Below are 17,431 nucleotides of genomic sequence, written 5' to 3'. Positions count from 1 at the left end.
ACAAGAGCGTCAGCCACCAGGCAGGCGCTCTTTTTCTGTGCGGAGCAGAAGCCGGGTGCGTACCTGCAGGCCGGCAGTACCGATATCAAAAATGTCGGAATTGCGGGGCAGGGGTTGCATTCGCCCGCTGTGGTGGTCGAAGCTGACGATGTGACGAAACACACATGAAAGAAACATCTGATGGCCGATACCGGAGCGCTCACCCCTTCACCCGTTCCTGATGTGCGGCAGATCACGGTCTCTGACCTGACAGCGTCGCTTTCTGCCGGCTGGCACGATTTTCTGAAAGCGCCGCTGTTCGGGCTGTTTTTCAGTGCGGTCTATGTGCTGGTGGGTATCGGTCTGGTTTCGCTGGGGGCCGGTACTCTGGCCTGGACATTCGTGATGTCGCTGGGCTTTCCGCTGGTCGCCCCGTTTGCCGCTGTGGGGCTCTATGAAGTGTCGCGCCGGCTGGAGCGCGGCAAAACGATGGACTGGTCCCGGGTTCTGGGTGTTGTGGTCAGAGAAAAAGACCGTCAGATCCCCTGGATCGGCGCCATCATCGTGTTTTATTTCCTGTTCTGGTCGTTTCTCGCCCATATGATATTTGCCCTGTTTATGGGCCTGTCCGCGATGACCAACGTGAGCACTTCCTATGAGGTGTTTCTGACCCCGGACGGGCTGACGATGATTGCGGTGGAGCTCTGCGTCGGCGCGGTCTTTGCGTTTGTGCTGTTTGCGCTGACCGTGGTCAGCCTGCCGCTGCTGCTGGAAAAGGAGCTCGACTTTGTCACCGCCATGCTGGTCAGCCTGGATGCGGTGCGTCAGAACCTGGCTCTGATGCTGGTCTGGGCGGCGGTGATCGCCACGCTGTTGCTGCTTGCGATGGTGCCGTATTTTCTGGGGCTGCTGGTGGTATTGCCGGTACTGGGCCACGCGACCTGGCACCTGTACCGCCGGCTGCTGAACCACGAAGCCTGACCGCGATCCGGTTGGCTACAGCGCAGAGATGAAAACGGCAGGGAAATCCCTGCCGTTTTGTGTTCCGTCAGCCGCGATGTTCAGCCCGCAGATTTTGGCGTCGCCGGGGCGGTTGACTTGTCCTGTGCCAGCGGATCTTCCTGGCGCTGAACGGTGCCCTCAAAATGGGCGCCGGATTCAATCGCGATGGTTTTATGGATGATGTCACCTTCGACGCGGGCGGTCGATGTCAGGCGGACTTTCAGGCCGCGGACGCGGCCAACGATGCGACCATTGATCACAACATCGTCCGCCATCACTTCGCCTTTGACAGTGGCGGTTTCGCCAACGGTCAACAGATGAGCGCGGATGTTGCCTTCGACGGTGCCCTCAATCTGAATGTCACCGGAGGTTTTCAGATTGCCGACAATTGTCAGGTCTGAGGACAAAACCGATGCCGGAGGCTTGGCCTTGGGGGCCGCAGCGGCGAAATCAGGCACTTTGGCCTTGGTTGCTGCTGCTTCCTCTGCGCCGGGCTTGGTGTCTTTGCCCGTTTTGGGACCGGGCTCATTGATTCTGCTTTTAGAAAACATTTTTCGCTGCCTTGATATAGGTCATCGGGTTTACAGCCGTTCCGTTCAGACGCACCTCATAGTGAACATGCGTGCCGGTAGAACGACCAGAGTTTCCCATATCACTGATCTGCTGCCCGCGCGAGACCCTTTGGCCAACTTTTACGCGCAGCTTAGCGTTATGGGCAAATCGGGTTTCGAACCCGAATTCGTGTTTTATCTTGACCAGCCAGCCATATCCTGAGGACCAGCCGGCAAAAGTGACCACCCCATCCGCCGTGGCGTAGATCGGCGTGCCATAGGCGGCGGCGAAATCTGTGCCCTTGTGGATGCGGCCCCAGCGCGGACCAAAACCAGAGGTCATGCGATAGGCGGAGGTTTTGATCGGCGAGGCAAACGGCGCTTTTTGCGCTGCGATCCGGTACAGGTTCAGATTGTCCATCTGGTCCAGAATGCCGTTGGCGCGCAGGCTTTCGGTGTCCAGGGCTTCGCCTTTGGTGGAAAAAGAGATCGGCACAAGCGGGCCGCCCTGACCGGAATAGCCCCGGCGTACCGTGTCGAGGATTTTCTCAGTGGGCATGCCCGCGGCACGGAACATTTTGTCCAGCGGGGTCAGCGATACAGTGACTGCATCTTCGAGCTGGCCAAAGATCCGGTCATTCTTTTCATCGAGAAGGCGGCGCTCGCGGTCCATTTGCGCCAGTTTTTCGCTGGCATCTTCGGCAAACAGCGCCATGTCGTCCCGTTGCTCTGCGGTGCCGCTCAGCGCGTCGCTCAGCGCATCGATCGTGGCCTCCAGGTCGCTGTGGATCAGGGCAAGCGTGTCCGGATCGGCACTTTCAAGCGCGGCGGCAAGCCGTGTTGAGTCCCCGATCGCAATATCGCGCTCGCCCATGGTGCGGCGCAGGGTGGACTGGATAACTTCGATGCCAATTTCAAGCTCACGGCGCCGGTCTTCCGAGGCCAGAAGCTCTGACTGCATGACCGAAACCTGACCCAATGCGGTGTTGAAGCGCTGTTGCGCGGCCGCGGCATCGCTGGCGCGGGCGTCGCGGTCCCCGGCCAGGGTGTTGAGACGGGTTTCATACATCGCCTGATCCCGCCGTGCCTGATCGCGCAGACTGCCGGCGCCGATACTGTCCATCAGAATGACTGCAGAGGCGAAGATTGCCCAGGTCACTGTCAGGGTTGAGCCGGTGACAGCCACAAGCTGTGCGAGCGGCGACAGCCGGATATAACGCGTGCCGGCGTCAGAGCGCAAATACAGACGTTGTTCAGGAAATACGCGGTTCAGCAAACCACTGGCTTTTTGTGTCAAAGAAGTCATTTGCCAGAGCGTTCCCGTTTCGTCATCCCATGCCCGGCGTTCTTGTTTGAGTTTCAACCGGTTGCGATGGTGTTAACCGGAGCAGCGTCAGGCTGCAACTTTTTTGCTCCGGCGTGGCCCGTTTGCCGTGTTCTGAGCGGTTTTTTGCCCATTTCGGGTCAAATTTCGGCCAAATTCATCCACTTAGCAAACTGTTGGTTTTGCCCTGTCCTCGGGTTCAGTCTTTGATCTGCTCGGTCAGCGGCCAGTAGAAATCGGGGGGGATGCCCGCCTCGGCGCGTTTTTCCTCATTGAAGGGCGGGCGCAGAGTGCTGTGGAAATACTGGCGCACCAGGGCGTGAAAGGTCTCTTTCGGGTCGAGATCGTCGCGGCCGCAGAGAAAGTTAAACCATTTGGAGCCATAGGCAACATGGGCGACTTCCTCGGCATAGATCACTTCGAGCGCGGCGACCGCGTCCTTTTGTTTCGCCTGTTTGAACAGGCCGATCATTCTGGGGGTTACGTCGAGTCCGCGGGCTTCCAGCACCATAGGCACCACCGCCAGCCTGCCCAACAGATCCGCAGCGGTGTCTTCGGCGGCACGCCACATTCCGGCATGGGCGTTCAGCGCACCATAATGCGAGCCAATCGCTTCAAGGCAATCACTGACCAGGTTGAAGTGTTTGGATTCTTCATCGGCGCATTTGACCCAGTCATCATAAAACCCGGTCGGCATCGCCACGTGGCCGAAACGCGCGATAATGTCCCAGTGCAGATCAACTGCGTTCAGTTCGATATGGGCCACTGCGTGCAACATCGCTTCGCGGCCCTCGGGTGTGCCTGGTTTTCTGACCGGTACATCCCGCGGGCTTAACAGCGCCGGCCGGTCAGGTCGGGCGGGCATGTCTGGCGGCGTGGCGGTGCCAACTGCAATGGGTTCACCGGCCGCACGCGCCGCAAACCAGGCGGCGGCGTGTTTGTGGGACAGGGCGGTTTTAGCGCGACCGTCGGCCGTGTTCAGCACCTCAACAGCCATTTGCGTTAATGTCGTCATGACTGCGCTTCGCTCAGAACTTCAGCGGCATGGCCCGCGACTTTCACTTTGGTCCAGACCCTGGCGATAACGCCATTTTCATCGATCAGAACCGTGGTTCTGACAATCCCCATGAAGGTTTTGCCATACATTTTCTTTTCCGCCCAGACCCCGTATCTTTCGCACATGTCACTGTCTGCGTCTGACAGCAATGTGACTGCCAGATCGTATTTGGTGCGGAAATTTCCGTGTTTTTTCAGGCTGTCTTTCGAGATGCCCAGGACCACGGTATTTGCGGCGGTGAAATCTGGCAGCAAAGCGGTAAAGTCCAGCGCTTCGGTGGTGCAGCCGGGCGTGTTATCTTTCGGATAAAAATACAGAACAACTTTTTTGCCGCCCAGCGCTTCCAGGCGGACCTGCGTACCATCATCGGCAGGCAGGGTGAAAAACGGGGCGATCTGGCCGGTTTCAACCATGAACGGGCTCCTTCTTGTTGCATCTGTGGCGGGTTCGGTTTTATGCCAGAACCAGCGAAACATCCGCCAGACGGCACATGGCCGTCACAGCACAAGGCCTGCAATGACACAGACACCGGAAACCAACCAGCAAAAAAGCCCGGAGCCACGGCGGCGGACCGGGCTGTGGCTGGCGCTTGCTGCGGCGTTGCTGGTGCTGCTGTTGGGGGGGGCGTTTCTGTCGCTTGGCGGCCGGTCGCTACAAGTGCCTGGCTGGGCGCTGCGTCAGGTCGAAGCGCGGCTCAACCAGGACCTGCCAACGGGCAGGGTTTCTCTGAACCGGATGATCGTTGAAATCGGCCGCGATTTTGTGCCGCGGGTCAGTTTTCGCGACGTGGCGCTGTTTGACGACCGTGGCGCAGAAGTTGCAGTCCTGAACGATATTTCTGCGGTGTTTGCGCCGCATGAATTGCTGCGCGGCCGGGTGTTGCCAGAAAATCTGCGCCTGTCCGGAGCACAGATGATCTTCCGACGCCGTGCGGACGGTCAGTTCGACCTGTCTTTTGGCGCGGACGCGGGCACCAGCGGCACGCTGGCGGGAATGTTAGGCGCTGTGGACCGCGCCTTTTCTGTGGCGCCGCTGTCCGACGTCAGCCGGATAGAAGCCAGCGATCTGACCATATCGCTGGAAGACGCACGGTCTGGCCGGATCTGGCAGGTGACCGGTGGCAGGCTGACCCTGAGCCACGTTGATGATGAGATTGACGTGAACGTTCAGTTTGACGTGTTCAATGGCACCGAAGAACTGGCAAACATGTCGGTGCGTTTTCGCTCCAGAAAAGGCAGTCCGGAAGCGCGGATTTCGGCGCGGTTTGACAATGCGGCCGCAGCGGATATTGCGTTGCAGTCGCCCGTGCTGACGTTCCTGCAGGTTCTGAACGCGCCGATATCGGGTGAGCTGCAAGCGCAGATCGGCGCCGATGGGGTTCTGTCGGGGTTGCGGGGGCGCTTAGATGCGGGCGCCGGCGCTTTGCAGCCAACCGAGCAGACCAAGCCAGTTCCGTTCACCGCCGCGGCCTCTGCTTTCAGTTTTGACGCTGTGCAGCAAAAACTAAGTTTTTCAGAATTATCGGTGCAGTCTTCGGTGTTAAACGTGACCGGATCTGGTCAGGCCTATTTGCAGGATTTTAATGCTGGCTGGCCTGCAGCCATGTTGGGGCAATTCTCGATTTCCAGCCTGGACGTGAATCCCGACGGGGTGTTTGAGGCGCCGGTGCATATATCCGAAGGGGCGATGGATTTCCGCCTGCGGCTTGATCCGTTCACGCTCGATCTCGGCCAGTTGATGCTGAAAGAGGGCGAGGAGCGGCTTCTGGTAAACGGGCAGGTGCGCGCAGAGGACACTGGCTGGTCCGTGGCGGCGGATCTGTCGATGGATACAATCAGGACCGATCGGATTATCGAACTCTGGCCGCTAACCGCAGCAGGTAAAACGCGGAAATGGCTGCTGGAAAATGTTCTCGGTGGGCAGGTGAGCGACTTTAAGGGCGCGATCAGGGTCCGGCCCGGGCAGGACACTGTTGCCTCTCTTGGCTGGCGTTATGAGCAGGGAAACGTGCGTTTCATGAAGAGCCTGCCGCCGGTTACCAACGCAAGCGGCTATGCGTCGCTCGAGGGGAAACGATATTTCCAGATGATCGAAAGTGGCCAGGTGAGGCCGGCGGAGGGTGGAGTTATCGAAGTTGGCGGAACCGCGCTGTCGATCCCGGATATCACGGTCAGGCCGGCGACTCTTGATATCACCCTGAACGCAAGCAGCCCGGTCACTGCGGCGCTGTCTTTGATGAATGAACCACCATTCCGTGTGCTCAGACGCACCCCGTTTTCGGTTGATCTTGCGCAGGGTCAGGCGACGGCGACGGGGACGATTTCTGTACCGCTGAGGAAAAAACCACCAAAGGATCAGATCAAATACGAGGTTTCTGCGCTGCTTGAGCAAGTGGAAACCGATCAGATAATGCCGGGGCGCGTATTGCGTTCCGACCAGTTGGAGTTACACGTCAACCCGGGTGAAATTTCAATTTCGGGACCGGCCACTGTCGGGGCAGTCCCGCTGACGGGCAGGTGGGTCTTGCCGCGGGGCGGCGACAGCGACGGCAGCAGCAGCATCGAAGCGCAGGTGACCCTGTCCCAGGCCGCTCTGGATGAGTTCAATATCGCTTTGCCAAAAGGCAGTGTCCGTGGCACCGGCACCGGCGCGCTGATGGTTGCACTCGGGGGCGGTGTGCCGCCGCGGTTCACCCTGAGCAGTGACCTCAACCGGCTGTCGCTGTCCTTGCCCCAGGTCGGCTGGTCAAAGTCGCGCAATCAAACCGGCAAACTATGGGTCAAGGGCGAAGCCAGTACGCCGCCGCGCATATCTGAGTTGTCGCTGGAGGCCCCCGGGCTTTCCGCGCAGGGGGGCGTGGTCAAATTAACAGAAGAGGGCAGGCTGGATGTGCTGAGCTTTGCCAGGGTGCGCCTCGGGGGCTGGCTGGATGCTCCGCTGCGCCTGGTGGGGCGTGGCAAAAACGCAGCGCCGGCGATTGAAGTGACGGGTGGGCGTCTCGACCTGCGAAATATGCCTGACACGTCCGGGCCCGGCGGTGGCGCCAGCGCGGGCTCCGGTCCGATATCGCTCAACTTAAACCAGCTGACCGTGTCCGAAGGTATCCGCCTGGAACCTTTTCGGGGAACGTTCAAAACCCAGGGCGGGTTTCAGGGCGACTTTACCGCCCGTGTTAACGGTGACACCCCGATTGTCGGTGCTCTTGCGCCCTCCGCCCTGGGACCAGTGATCCGCGTTCGTGGTTCTGACGCAGGTGGAGCGCTGCGGGATGCAGGCCTGCTGGAACAGGGGCGCGGCGGTGACCTTGAGCTGATCCTGACACCACGCAAAGGCAAGGGAGTCTATGACGGCCGTCTGACCGTCAGGAACACCCGTGTTGTCGGCGCGCCGGCGCTTGCAGAATTGTTGTCGGCGATCTCCATTGTCGGCTTGCTGGAGCAGCTGGGCGGGCCGGGTATTGTGTTCACCACGGTTGAAGCCAGTTTCCGGCTGGATCCCCGGCGTCTTACGCTTTTGAAAAGTTCTGCAATCGGACCTTCACTGGGCATTTCGCTGGATGGCATATTTGACCTCGCCACAAAACAGATCGATATGCAGGGGGTGGTGTCGCCGGTGTACTTCCTCAACGGGATCGGGGCTCTGTTCACCCGGCGGGGCGAAGGGCTATTTGGTTTCAACTTCAATCTGCGCGGCCCGTCGGCCTCGCCTTCTGTGCGGGTGAATCCGCTCTCGATTCTTACGCCGGCAATGTTTAGAGAGATTTTTCGACGCCCGCCGCCCGAACTGCCCGCAGATGGACAATAGACTATGAAACTTTCTGATTTTGATTTTCACCTGCCCGAGAAGCTGATCGCGACACGGCCCGCCAAACCACGCAGCTCTGCCCGGCTTCTGGTGGCAAGCCCCGACAGTTTGCAGGACCGCCAGGTGACCGATCTGGTGGAGTATCTGCGCCCGGGCGACCGTCTGGTGCTGAATGACACCAAAGTGCTGCCCGCGCGGCTCAGCGGCTTGCGTCATCGCGACAGCGCGCAGGGGCCGGTCAAAGCGAAAATTGAAGTCACACTGCTGGATCCGCAGGCCAAAGCCGGGCAGTGGCGGGCGCTGTTGAAGCCGTTGAAAAAGATTAAAGAGGGCGAGCAGATAATCTTTTCGGACCGTCTGAGCGCCACGCTGGAACAAAAAGAAGACGCGGGTCTGGTGCTGATCAGCTTCAACCTGACCGGCACCGATTTTGATGCGGCGCTTGCGGAGGCAGGTGCGATGCCACTGCCACCCTATATTGCGGCCAAACGCACAGCAGATGCGCAGGACAAAGAGGATTACCAAACCGTCTGGGCCCGTCATATGGGCGCGGTTGCGGCGCCGACAGCATCGCTGCATTTTGATGCACCGCTGCTGGACCGGCTCACGGCTATGGGCGTGGAGCTAACCTTTGTCACGCTGCATGTGGGCGCGGGCACCTTTTTGCCGGTAAAAGTGGACAATGTGCGCGACCACAAAATGCACGCGGAATGGGGCGAGGTCACAGAACAGGCGGCGGCGGATATTAACCGCACCCGGGCGGAAGGCGGGCGGATCATTCCGGTGGGCACCACCGCACTTCGCCTGATTGAAAGCGCCGCGCCTGAGGTTGGAAATATTGCCCCCTGGATCGGAACCACAGAAATATTCATCTGGCCGGGCTACCAGTTCAGGGTTGCGGACGCGCTGATGACCAATTTTCACCTGCCAAAATCCACTTTGATGATGCTGGTCTCGGCCCTGATGGGGCAGGACCGTATGCGCGAAGTCTATGCCCATGCGATTGATGCAGAATACCGGTTTTTTTCCTACGGGGATGCGTCCCTTCTGCTGCCTTCCGGCGTTTGAAACGGGCAGAGGTCGCGAACAGACCTGAACCATGACGCAACAGACAAAGAAACACTCTCCGAATCGGCATTAGAAAAATAGTGTAGTGATGTGTCATGGCACCAGAGGAGATGTGCTTATGTTTCAGGTTGTTGGGAATTCTTGGGCGTTGTTGCTCGGGGTGATGCTTTTGATGGTGGGCAACGGGCTGCAAGGCACGTTGCTCGGGGTGCGCGGCGAAATCGAAGGGTTTTCTACCGTGGCGATGTCCCTGGTGATGTCGGCCTATTTTGTCGGCTTTCTGTTTGGCAGCCGCGTGACCCCGGAGTTGATCCGCCGTGTCGGTCATGTGCGGGTGTTTGCCGCGCTGGCGTCTTTTGTGTCCGCCGTGCTGATCTTGTATCCTACCCTGGCATCGCCCTGGTCCTGGACGATCCTGCGTATACTGATCGGGTTTTGCTTTTCAGGCGTCTACGTGACGGCTGAAAGCTGGCTTAACAACGCCGCAACCAATGAAACGCGGGGGCAGACGTTGTCGGTCTATATGATCGTCCAGATGGTCGGCATAATCATCGCCCAGGCCATTTTTGCGCTGGGCGACCCAAGTAGTTTTGTGATGTTTGTGATCCCGTCGGTACTGGTTTCGATTTCATTTGCTCCGATCCTGCTTTCAGTCAGCCCGACCCCGGCGTTTGAGCGCAGCAAAGCGATGAGCCTGCGTAAGCTTTACGAGGTTTCACCGCTCGGGTTCGTTGGCATCTTTATGATGGGGTTTGTGTTTGCTTCCCAACTTGGCATGGGGGCGATCTACGGCACCCAGGCCGGCATGAGCCTGAAACAGATCTCCTTGTTTATCTCGGCAATCTATATGGGAACCGTGGTACTGCAATATCCTGTTGGCTGGTTGTCAGACCGGATGGATCGGCGCTTGCTGGTGCTGGTGATGTCTGCCGCGGCCGGCGTTGTGTCGCTCGCTGGTTTTCTGTTTGACGGGGATTATTCCGTGGCGCTGACCGTGGCGTTCCTGATCGGTGGTCTGGCCAATCCGCTGTATTCGCTGCTGCTGGCCTATACCAATGACTTTCTGGAGCCCGATGATATGGCGGCGGCGGCATCCGGCATGTTGTTTGTGAACGGGGTCGGCGCGATTTTAGGGCCGATTGTTTCCGGGTTCTTTATGCAGATCTTTGGTCCTGGCGGGTTCTGGCTGGCGGTTATGATTCCGCTTCTGCTTATGGCCGTGTACGCGGCCTATCGTATGACGCGGCGCCCGGCGCTGGCGGTATCGGAAACAGCAGCCTATGTGGCGGTGATGCCTTCGGCGACTGCGGTTGCCGTCGAGGTGGCACAGGAGTGGGCTATTGAGCAGGCCGAAGAGGACGCACTGGCAGAAGAATCAACTTGAACGGGTCCGGGTGCGGCAGAAATGCCGCGCCCGGATGTCCTTTGATCAATACGGGCTTCAGTTTCTTGAACCAGCGGGAATTTATTGTAACGATTCTATGGTATACTTCAGAGGTGAAGTGAGGGAGACACCATGACTAAACCTGAAGACGTCCTGTCCTTTTGGCTGGATGAGATCGGACCTGCTGGCTGGTACAAGTCCGATGAGACCCTGGATGAGCAAATCCGGGACAGGTTTTTGACAGCTTGGAAGGAGGCGCAGGAGGGGGCGTATGCTCTGTGGCTGACCTATCCAAGTGGGGCGCTGGCTTATCTGATTCTGACGGATCAGTTTCCGCGCAATCTTTATCGCAGCAGTGGCATGGCATTTGCCACCGACAAAGCGGCGCTTGCCGCCGCTAAGGCTGCGATTGGCAAAGGCTGGGACATGCGTATCGACGCCCCGGCGCGGCAGTTCTTCTACATGCCGCTGATGCATTCCGAAAATCTCTGTGACCAGGATCGCTGCGTACGACTGTTCCGCGGGCGTATGCCAGGGGAAAATCTGCTGCACGCCCGTGCGCACCGGAATGTGATCCGCAAGTTTGGTCGGTTTCCGTATCGCAATGAAGCCCTTGCGCGCACTACATCCGGCGCCGAAAAGCTCTATCTGGAAGACGGCGGCTACGTTTCGACCCTGCATGAACTGCAGGTGAAAGAAGTAGTTTAATCTTTAAAGTAAATGAGGCGCGCCCCGGCGCGCTTTGTTGCAGCAGGTAGTTGCAGCCAGCTGCCGTAAATAAACATGCGGGATTCAACTTCCCGGAACATGTTTTTATCAACGGGCGTTGATCGGGTTTTGAAGATAGTTTAACGTCAAACTAAATTCAAAACCGCGAAGGAGCCCCCATGGCTGCCAAGAATTTTGACCTCGTTGTAATCGGTGCTGGCCCAGGTGGCTATGTGGCCGCAATCCGTGGCGCGCAGCTTGGCCTGAAAGTGGCTATTGTTGAACGCGAACATTTGGGTGGTATCTGCCTGAACTGGGGCTGTATTCCGACCAAGGCCCTGCTGCGTTCAGCGGAAGTGTATCACCAGATGAGCCGCGCCAGTGACTATGGTCTTACGGCTGAGAAAATAAGTTTTGACCTTGATGCGATCGTTCAGCGGTCTCGTGGCGTGTCCAAACAGATGAACGCCGGTATCGGCGGTCTGATGAAGAAAAATAAAATCACCGTTGTTATGGGCGAGGCCAAGCTTACCGGCCGGGGCAATGTTTCGGTCAAAACCGAAAAGGGCAGCGAAGAGCTTGCCGCCAAAAACATCATCCTGGCCACTGGTGCCCGTGCCCGTGAACTGCCCGGACTTGAAGCCGACGGCGATCTGGTCTGGACCTATAAACACGCGCTGAATCCCGCGCGCATGCCGAAAAAACTGCTGGTGATCGGATCGGGCGCAATTGGCATCGAATTTGCCAGTTTTTACAACACCCTGGGTTCAGACACCACGGTGGTCGAAGTGCTGGACCGGGTGTTGCCGGTGGAAGACAAAGACATTTCCGCTTTTGCCAAAAAGCAGTTTGTAAAACAGGGCATGAAGATCATGGAAAATGCCATGGTCAAAAAGCTGGACCGCAGCAAAGGCAAAGTCACGGCGCATATCGAGACCGGTGGCAAAGTGGAGACCCATGAATTTGATACGGTAATTTCAGCGGTTGGCATTGTCGGCAATGTTGAAAACCTCGGGCTGGAAGAACTGGGTGTCAAAATCGACCGCACCCATGTGGTAGTGGATGAATATTGTCGCACAGGTGTGGAAGGTGTGTTTGCGGTCGGGGATATCGCCGGCGCGCCCTGGTTGGCGCATAAGGCCAGCCACGAAGGTGTTATGGTTGCCGAGTTGATTGCCGGCGGCCATCCGCATCCGGTACGTCCTGAAGCGATTGCCGGCTGTACCTACTGCAATCCCCAGGTGGCGTCGGTCGGTTACACTGAGGCCAAAGCAAAAGAGCTTGGTTACAAGGTCAAAGTTGGCAAATTCCCCTTTGTGGGCAACGGCAAAGCGATTGCGCTCGGCGAACCTGAAGGCCTGGTGAAAACCGTGTTCGACGCAAAAACCGGAGAGTTGCTTGGCGCCCATATGGTGGGGACGGAAGTGACCGAACTGATCCAGGGCTATGTGATCGGGCGTACGCTTGAAACCACCGAAGAAGAGTTGATGAACACGGTGTTCCCGCACCCGACCCTGTCGGAAATGATGCACGAAAGCGTGTTGGCAGCCTATGGGCGCGCGCTTCACATTTAACCTTGCGTCATTCAGGGCAGCGGCGATCTGTTCGTCGGCATATCTCAGACCCGGAGCGTTCAGTGCTCCGGGTCTTTTTTGTTCCGCGCCAAAATAAATCGACGGATAACACAAACCGCTGCGTTTAATATCAAACAGCTCCGGGGCAAATCAGAAAATGGGACAGATTATGAAATCTTCAGACGAAAAAAAGAACCTTTATGACCTCGTATCTCGAGTCAATCACTGGGCTCTTGCTCTGCTGATCGTTGGCATGCTGGTGTTTGGGTTCTATGTTTTTGAATTCGTACCAAGAGGCCCGGGAAAAGGGGCGCTGATTGGACTACATAAATCAATCGGGTTTGTCATACTTGTTCTGGGAATCTGGCGGGTTGGCTGGCGGCTGGCCCAGGGGTTTAAACGGGATACCGGAACATCGCCGCTTTGGCAGCACAGGGTTGCGCGAGCGGCGCATGTTTTGTTGTTGGCCGGGGTGATAATTATGCCGCTTTCTGGAATCACCGGTGCGTATTTCAGTGGTCGTGTTACCAGCGTCTTTGGTCTCTTCAGCCTGCCGGTTGGCGAAAAAACTGAGAGTCTGGCGGAAATTGCCTATGGGGCGCATGTGATTGCGGCCTATTCGATCTCGTTTGTACTGATCCTGCATGTGGCCGGGGCATTAAAGCACCATTTCATAGATCGCGATGCCACATTGAAACGTATGCTTGGGAAATCATAACAGGAGTTACTGGCTTTGGGATGGCTTTGGCAATCACATCTGATCCGTCCAGGAAATTGCTTTTCGTAAAGGCGTCCCACCCGGGGCGCCTTTCTTTTTCGAAGTCTGTATCGCGAGTTTCGTTTTGTTCCAAAGGGTTCAGGGCACAAGTTCACCGTGGTCACGCATTGCCCAGGCAGCTGCGAACGTAACGTTCTTGCTATGTTCACATTTTTCGGTTGGAGTCTGTGTCATCTGCCCCTATTTGTAGGGCGTGGATATGAGGCGGTGGAATGGCTGATCTGAAGAAAATCGAAGTGCGCGGTGCGCGCGAGCACAATCTGAAAAATATCGACGTGGATATTCCACGGGATCAACTGGTGGTGATCACCGGCCTGTCCGGCTCGGGCAAGTCTTCGCTGGCGTTTGATACGATATATGCGGAAGGGCAGCGGCGTTATGTCGAAAGCCTGTCGGCCTATGCCCGGCAATTCCTTGATATGATGGAGAAACCGGATGTGGATCACATATCCGGCCTGTCTCCGGCGATCTCGATTGAGCAGAAAACAACATCGAAAAATCCACGTTCAACCGTCGGCACCGTGACCGAGATTTACGACTATCTGCGGCTTCTGTTTGCCCGTGCCGGCACGCCTTACAGCCCGACCACAGGGCTGCCGATTGAAGCGCAGCAGGTCCAGGATATGGTCGACCGGGTGATGACGATGGAAGAGGGGCTGCGCGCTTATCTGCTGGCGCCGATCGTGCGGGACCGCAAGGGTGAGTATAAAAAAGAGTTTCTGGAGCTGAGAAAACAAGGTTTTCAGCGGGTTAAAGTCGATGGAGAATTCTACGAGTTGGACACGCCGCCGGTTCTGGACAAAAAATTCCGCCACGATATCGACGTTGTTGTGGACCGGATTGTGGTGCGGGAAGGCATGGAAACCCGGCTGGCAGATTCGTTCCGCACGGCACTTGATCTGGCAGAAGGAATCGCGGTGCTCGAGACGGCGCCAAAAGAGGGCGACAGTGAACGGCATACATTCAGCGAAAATTTTGCCTGCCCGGTGTCTGGTTTCACCATCGCCGAAATCGAACCGCGGCTGTTTTCGTTCAACGCGCCTTTCGGGGCCTGCCCGTCCTGTGACGGTCTTGGGGTTGAGCTGTTTTTTGATGAACGCCTGGTGGTGCCCGATCAGTCGCTGAAGATTTCCGATGGCGCGCTCGCCCCTTGGCGAAAAGGGAAGTCGCCCTATTTTCTGCAAACGATCCAATCAATTGCAAAACATTACGGGTTTAAAGCCTCGACTCCGTGGAAGGATCTAGATCCGAAAATTCAGCAGGTGTTCCTGCGCGGATCGGGCGATGAGGAAATCGAATTCCGCTATGATGAAGCGGGACGGGTGTACCGGGTCAGCCGGACTTTTGAGGGGGTGATCCCCAATATGGAGCGACGCTATCGCGAGACCGACAGCAACTGGGTGCGCGAAGAGTTTGAAAACTATCAAAATAACCGCCATTGCGGCGATTGTGATGGCTTCCGTCTGCGCGAAGAGGCGCTGGCGGTTAAAATTGCCGGGCTGCACGTGGGCCAGGTCGTCAAAATGTCGATCAAAGAGGCCTATGACTGGTGCGCCTCGGTGCCCGAACACCTGACGGCGCAGAAAAATGAAATTGCCCGGGCGATCCTGAAAGAAGTCCGCGAGCGACTGGGTTTCCTGAACAATGTCGGGCTTGATTATCTGACACTGAGCCGCAATTCCGGCACGCTGTCGGGCGGGGAAAGCCAGCGGATCCGTTTGGCCAGCCAGATCGGTTCAGGACTGACCGGGGTGCTTTATGTGCTGGATGAGCCCTCTATCGGGCTGCATCAGCGCGACAACGACCGTCTGTTGACCACGCTGAAAAACCTGCGGGATCAAGGCAATACCGTCATTGTCGTGGAACATGACGAAGAGGCGATCCGCGAGGCGGACTATGTCTTCGACATCGGCCCGGGCGCCGGGATCCATGGCGGTCAGGTGGTGGCAAAGGGCACGCCAGCTGAGATCATGGCCAATGAGGGGTCAATCACCGGGCAATATCTGATTGGCGCACGGGAAATTCCAGTTCCGGCGATACGTCGTAAGGGCAACAAGAAAAAGATCAAGGTGGTCAAGGCCACCGGCAACAATCTGAAAGAGATGACGGTCGAATTCCCGCTGGGAAAATTTGTCTGTGTCTCGGGTGTGTCCGGCGGTGGAAAATCGACGCTGACCATCGAGACGCTGTTCAAAACGGCCTCAATGCGGCTGAACGGGGCGCGGCAGACACCGGCCCCGTGTGAAAGCATTAAGGGGTTGGAGTATCTGGATAAAGTCATCGACATTGACCAGCGTGCCATCGGCCGCACACCGCGCTCCAATCCCGCGACTTATACCGGTGCGTTCACGCCGATCCGCGACTGGTTTGCGGGGCTGCCGGAGTCTAAGGCGCGGGGGTATAAGGCGGGGCGGTTTTCCTTCAATGTTAAGGGTGGCAGATGTGAGGCTTGTCGTGGCGACGGGTTGATTAAGATTGAGATGCATTTCCTGCCCGATGTCTATGTCACCTGCGAGACCTGCACGGGCAAACGCTATAACCGCGAGACGCTGGAGATCCATTTCAAGGGCAAAAGCATCGCCGATGTGCTTGATATGACTGTAGAAGATGCGCAGACCTTCTTTCAGGCGGTGCCCTCAATCCGCGATAAGATGGACGCGCTGGTGCGGGTCGGGCTTGGTTATATCAAGGTCGGACAGCAGGCGACGACGCTGTCGGGCGGCGAGGCACAAAGGGTTAAATTGTCCAAGGAGCTGGCGAAGCGTTCTACCGGGCGCACGCTGTATATTCTGGACGAGCCCACCACCGGGTTGCATTTTGAAGATGTGCGTAAGCTGTTGGAAGTGCTGCATGAACTGGTCGACCAGGGCAATTCAGTCATCGTGATTGAACACAATCTCGACGTGATAAAAACCGCTGATTACATCATTGATATCGGGCCTGAGGGCGGTGATGGCGGTGGTGAAATTGTTGCAAAAGGGACACCGGAGCAGGTGGCGGCGGAGCCACGCAGCTATACCGGGCATTATCTGGCGCCGATGCTGGAGATTAAACTGGCTGCTGAGTGATAAGGTTTTGATATCGCGCTAAAAAAGGGCGCTCCGGTTGGGGTGCCCTTTGTCGTTAAAACTGGCGGGATATGGTTAACCCCGCCAGAAATAGTTAATTTCAGGCGAGCTTGCCGTTAGTGCTCAAAGTCAGTTTTCCACCCAGATAAGGGGCCAGAACTTTGGGCAAGGTGACCGACCCATCGGCGTTCTGGCCGTTTTCCAGCACCGCGATCAGGCAGCGACCGATGGCCAGGCCGGAGCCGTTAAGTGTATGAACAAACTCAGGTTTGCCACCCGCAGTGGGTTTGAACCTGGCGTTCATCCGTCGCGCCTGGTAATCCCCGGCAGTGGAAACCGAGGAGATTTCGCGATACTGGTTCTGACCGGGCAGCCAGACTTCCATGTCATGGGTGCGCTTCATGCCAAAGCCCTGGTCGCCGGCGCAAAGCTTAACGGTGCGATAGGGCAGGTTGAGCTTTTCGAGAATCGCTTCGGCACAACCGGTCATGCGGGCATGTTCGGCCTCGGATTCGTCGGGATGAACCACCGAGACCATTTCGACTTTTTCAAACTGGTGCTGCCGCAGCATGCCGGAAGTGTCGCGACCGGCGGACCCGGCTTCTGAACGGAAACACAGGGTGTGGGCGGTGAAACGCATTGGAAGGGATTGTTCTTCCACGGTTTCCCCGTTCACCATATTGGTCAGGGTGACTTCAGATGTGGGGATCAGCCACATGCCTTCGGTGGTTTTATAGCTGTCCTCACCGAACTTTGGCAGCTGACCGGTGCCATACATCATCTCTTCCAACACCATGATCGGAGTGTTGCATTCGGTCAGATCGTGCTCGTCCACATGGGTGTTGAGCATGAACTGGGCCAGAGCGCGGTGAATACGGGCGACAGCGCCTTTGAGAATGACAAACCGCGAGCCGGACAATTTGGCGGCGGTTTCGAAATCCATGCCTGAGGCGGCGCCGGTAATTTCGAAATGTTCTTTGGCTTCAAAATCCAGCGCAACCGGGGTGCCCCATTTGCGGACTTCAACATTGTCGGATTCGTCGGCCCCGTCGGGCACATCGTCATACATCACATTGGGCAGACGCATCAGCATGTCGCGCAGCGTCACATCCTGTTGATTTGCCTCATCTTTCA

At 57.3% G+C, this 17,431-nt stretch carries 13 protein-coding genes; 8 read left to right on the top strand and 5 right to left on the bottom strand.

Annotated features, from left to right (window positions below; translation table 11 throughout):
• The first annotated feature begins 180 nt into the window (after positions 1-180).
• Positions 181-960: a DUF2189 domain-containing protein gene (locus DWA01_RS15605; protein ID WP_114286741.1), complete on the top strand. Its 780-nt coding sequence runs from the start codon at positions 181-183 to the stop codon at positions 958-960.
• A gap of 80 nt (positions 961-1,040) precedes the next feature.
• On the opposite strand, the gene DWA01_RS15600 is transcribed toward DWA01_RS15605, so the two are convergent.
• The 4 genes from DWA01_RS15600 to bcp form a co-directional block, all read right to left on the bottom strand.
• Complete coding sequence (locus tag DWA01_RS15600; protein WP_114286740.1) at positions 1,041-1,532, bottom strand: bactofilin family protein; 492 nt, start codon at positions 1,530-1,532, stop codon at positions 1,041-1,043.
• The gene (locus tag DWA01_RS15595; RefSeq protein WP_114286739.1) at positions 1,522-2,838 is read right to left on the bottom strand and encodes a M23 family metallopeptidase; all 1,317 of its coding nucleotides are present in this window, start codon (positions 2,836-2,838) and stop codon (positions 1,522-1,524) included. Before DWA01_RS15595 ends, DWA01_RS15600 begins: the two co-directional genes overlap by 11 nt.
• Positions 2,839-3,055: 217 nt before the next feature.
• On the bottom strand, positions 3,056-3,871 hold the full coding sequence (locus tag DWA01_RS15590) for a ferritin-like domain-containing protein (protein ID WP_114286738.1): 816 nt from the start codon (positions 3,869-3,871) through the stop codon (positions 3,056-3,058).
• Positions 3,868-4,326 (bottom strand): thioredoxin-dependent thiol peroxidase, encoded by a 459-nt coding sequence (gene bcp, locus DWA01_RS15585; RefSeq protein ID WP_114286737.1) that lies wholly within the window; start codon positions 4,324-4,326, stop codon positions 3,868-3,870. Before bcp ends, DWA01_RS15590 begins: the two co-directional genes overlap by 4 nt.
• Before the next feature lie 103 nt (positions 4,327-4,429).
• Here bcp and DWA01_RS15580 point away from each other — a divergent pair, with 103 nt between their 5' ends.
• The 7 genes from DWA01_RS15580 (at position 4,430) to uvrA (ending at position 16,297) form a co-directional block, all read left to right on the top strand.
• Complete coding sequence (locus tag DWA01_RS15580) at positions 4,430-7,717, top strand: DUF3971 domain-containing protein (protein WP_160116061.1); 3,288 nt, start codon at positions 4,430-4,432, stop codon at positions 7,715-7,717.
• Between the two features lie 3 nt (positions 7,718-7,720).
• Positions 7,721-8,785 (top strand): tRNA preQ1(34) S-adenosylmethionine ribosyltransferase-isomerase QueA, encoded by a 1,065-nt coding sequence (queA, locus tag DWA01_RS15575; RefSeq protein ID WP_114286735.1) that lies wholly within the window; start codon positions 7,721-7,723, stop codon positions 8,783-8,785.
• A 118-nt stretch (positions 8,786-8,903) separates the two neighbouring features.
• Positions 8,904-10,169, top strand: coding sequence for an MFS transporter (locus DWA01_RS15570; protein WP_114286734.1), 1,266 nt, complete (start codon positions 8,904-8,906; stop codon positions 10,167-10,169).
• Between the two features lie 132 nt (positions 10,170-10,301).
• Positions 10,302-10,877, top strand: a complete 576-nt coding sequence (locus tag DWA01_RS15565) for a DUF924 family protein (RefSeq protein ID WP_114286733.1) — start codon at positions 10,302-10,304, stop codon at positions 10,875-10,877.
• A gap of 179 nt (positions 10,878-11,056) precedes the next feature.
• Positions 11,057-12,451 carry a dihydrolipoyl dehydrogenase gene (lpdA, locus tag DWA01_RS15560; protein ID WP_114286732.1) on the top strand — a complete coding sequence of 465 codons (1,395 nt, stop codon included), beginning with the start codon at positions 11,057-11,059 and terminating at the stop codon, positions 12,449-12,451.
• 157 nt (positions 12,452-12,608) lie between these two features.
• Positions 12,609-13,169 (top strand): cytochrome b, encoded by a 561-nt coding sequence (locus tag DWA01_RS15555; RefSeq protein WP_200832594.1) that lies wholly within the window; start codon positions 12,609-12,611, stop codon positions 13,167-13,169.
• Positions 13,170-13,441: 272 nt separating this feature from the next.
• The gene (gene uvrA, locus DWA01_RS15550; RefSeq protein WP_114286731.1) at positions 13,442-16,297 is read left to right on the top strand and encodes an excinuclease ABC subunit UvrA; all 2,856 of its coding nucleotides are present in this window, start codon (positions 13,442-13,444) and stop codon (positions 16,295-16,297) included.
• Between the two features lie 100 nt (positions 16,298-16,397).
• On the opposite strand, the gene serS is transcribed toward uvrA, so the two are convergent.
• Positions 16,398-17,431: serine--tRNA ligase (gene serS / locus DWA01_RS15545; RefSeq protein WP_114286730.1), on the bottom strand; the 1,034-nt coding region annotated here is incomplete at its 5' end.

The sequence above is a fragment of the Candidatus Halocynthiibacter alkanivorans genome (genome assembly GCF_003333265.1).
Taxonomy (GTDB): Bacteria; Pseudomonadota; Alphaproteobacteria; order Rhodobacterales; family Rhodobacteraceae; genus Halocyntiibacter_A; species Halocyntiibacter_A alkanivorans.
The sequence above is the reverse complement of the archived record's forward strand: the minus strand, read 5'-3'. Positions and strand labels throughout refer to the sequence as shown.

Coding starts and splice junctions, on each gene's coding strand:
- DWA01_RS15595 (WP_114286739.1), bottom strand. CDS start 2,838: ATGACTTCTTTGACACAAAAAGCCAGTGGTTTGCTGAACCGCGTATTT.
- DWA01_RS15555 (WP_200832594.1), top strand. CDS start 12,609: ATGGGACAGATTATGAAATCTTCAGACGAAAAAAAGAACCTTTATGAC.
- DWA01_RS15605 (WP_114286741.1), top strand. CDS start 181: ATGGCCGATACCGGAGCGCTCACCCCTTCACCCGTTCCTGATGTGCGG.
- DWA01_RS15590 (WP_114286738.1), bottom strand. CDS start 3,871: ATGACGACATTAACGCAAATGGCTGTTGAGGTGCTGAACACGGCCGAC.
- DWA01_RS15600 (WP_114286740.1), bottom strand. CDS start 1,532: ATGTTTTCTAAAAGCAGAATCAATGAGCCCGGTCCCAAAACGGGCAAA.
- DWA01_RS15565 (WP_114286733.1), top strand. CDS start 10,302: ATGACTAAACCTGAAGACGTCCTGTCCTTTTGGCTGGATGAGATCGGA.
- uvrA (WP_114286731.1), top strand. CDS start 13,442: ATGGCTGATCTGAAGAAAATCGAAGTGCGCGGTGCGCGCGAGCACAAT.
- bcp (WP_114286737.1), bottom strand. CDS start 4,326: ATGGTTGAAACCGGCCAGATCGCCCCGTTTTTCACCCTGCCTGCCGAT.
- lpdA (WP_114286732.1), top strand. CDS start 11,057: ATGGCTGCCAAGAATTTTGACCTCGTTGTAATCGGTGCTGGCCCAGGT.
- DWA01_RS15570 (WP_114286734.1), top strand. CDS start 8,904: ATGTTTCAGGTTGTTGGGAATTCTTGGGCGTTGTTGCTCGGGGTGATG.
- queA (WP_114286735.1), top strand. CDS start 7,721: ATGAAACTTTCTGATTTTGATTTTCACCTGCCCGAGAAGCTGATCGCG.
- DWA01_RS15580 (WP_160116061.1), top strand. CDS start 4,430: ATGACACAGACACCGGAAACCAACCAGCAAAAAAGCCCGGAGCCACGG.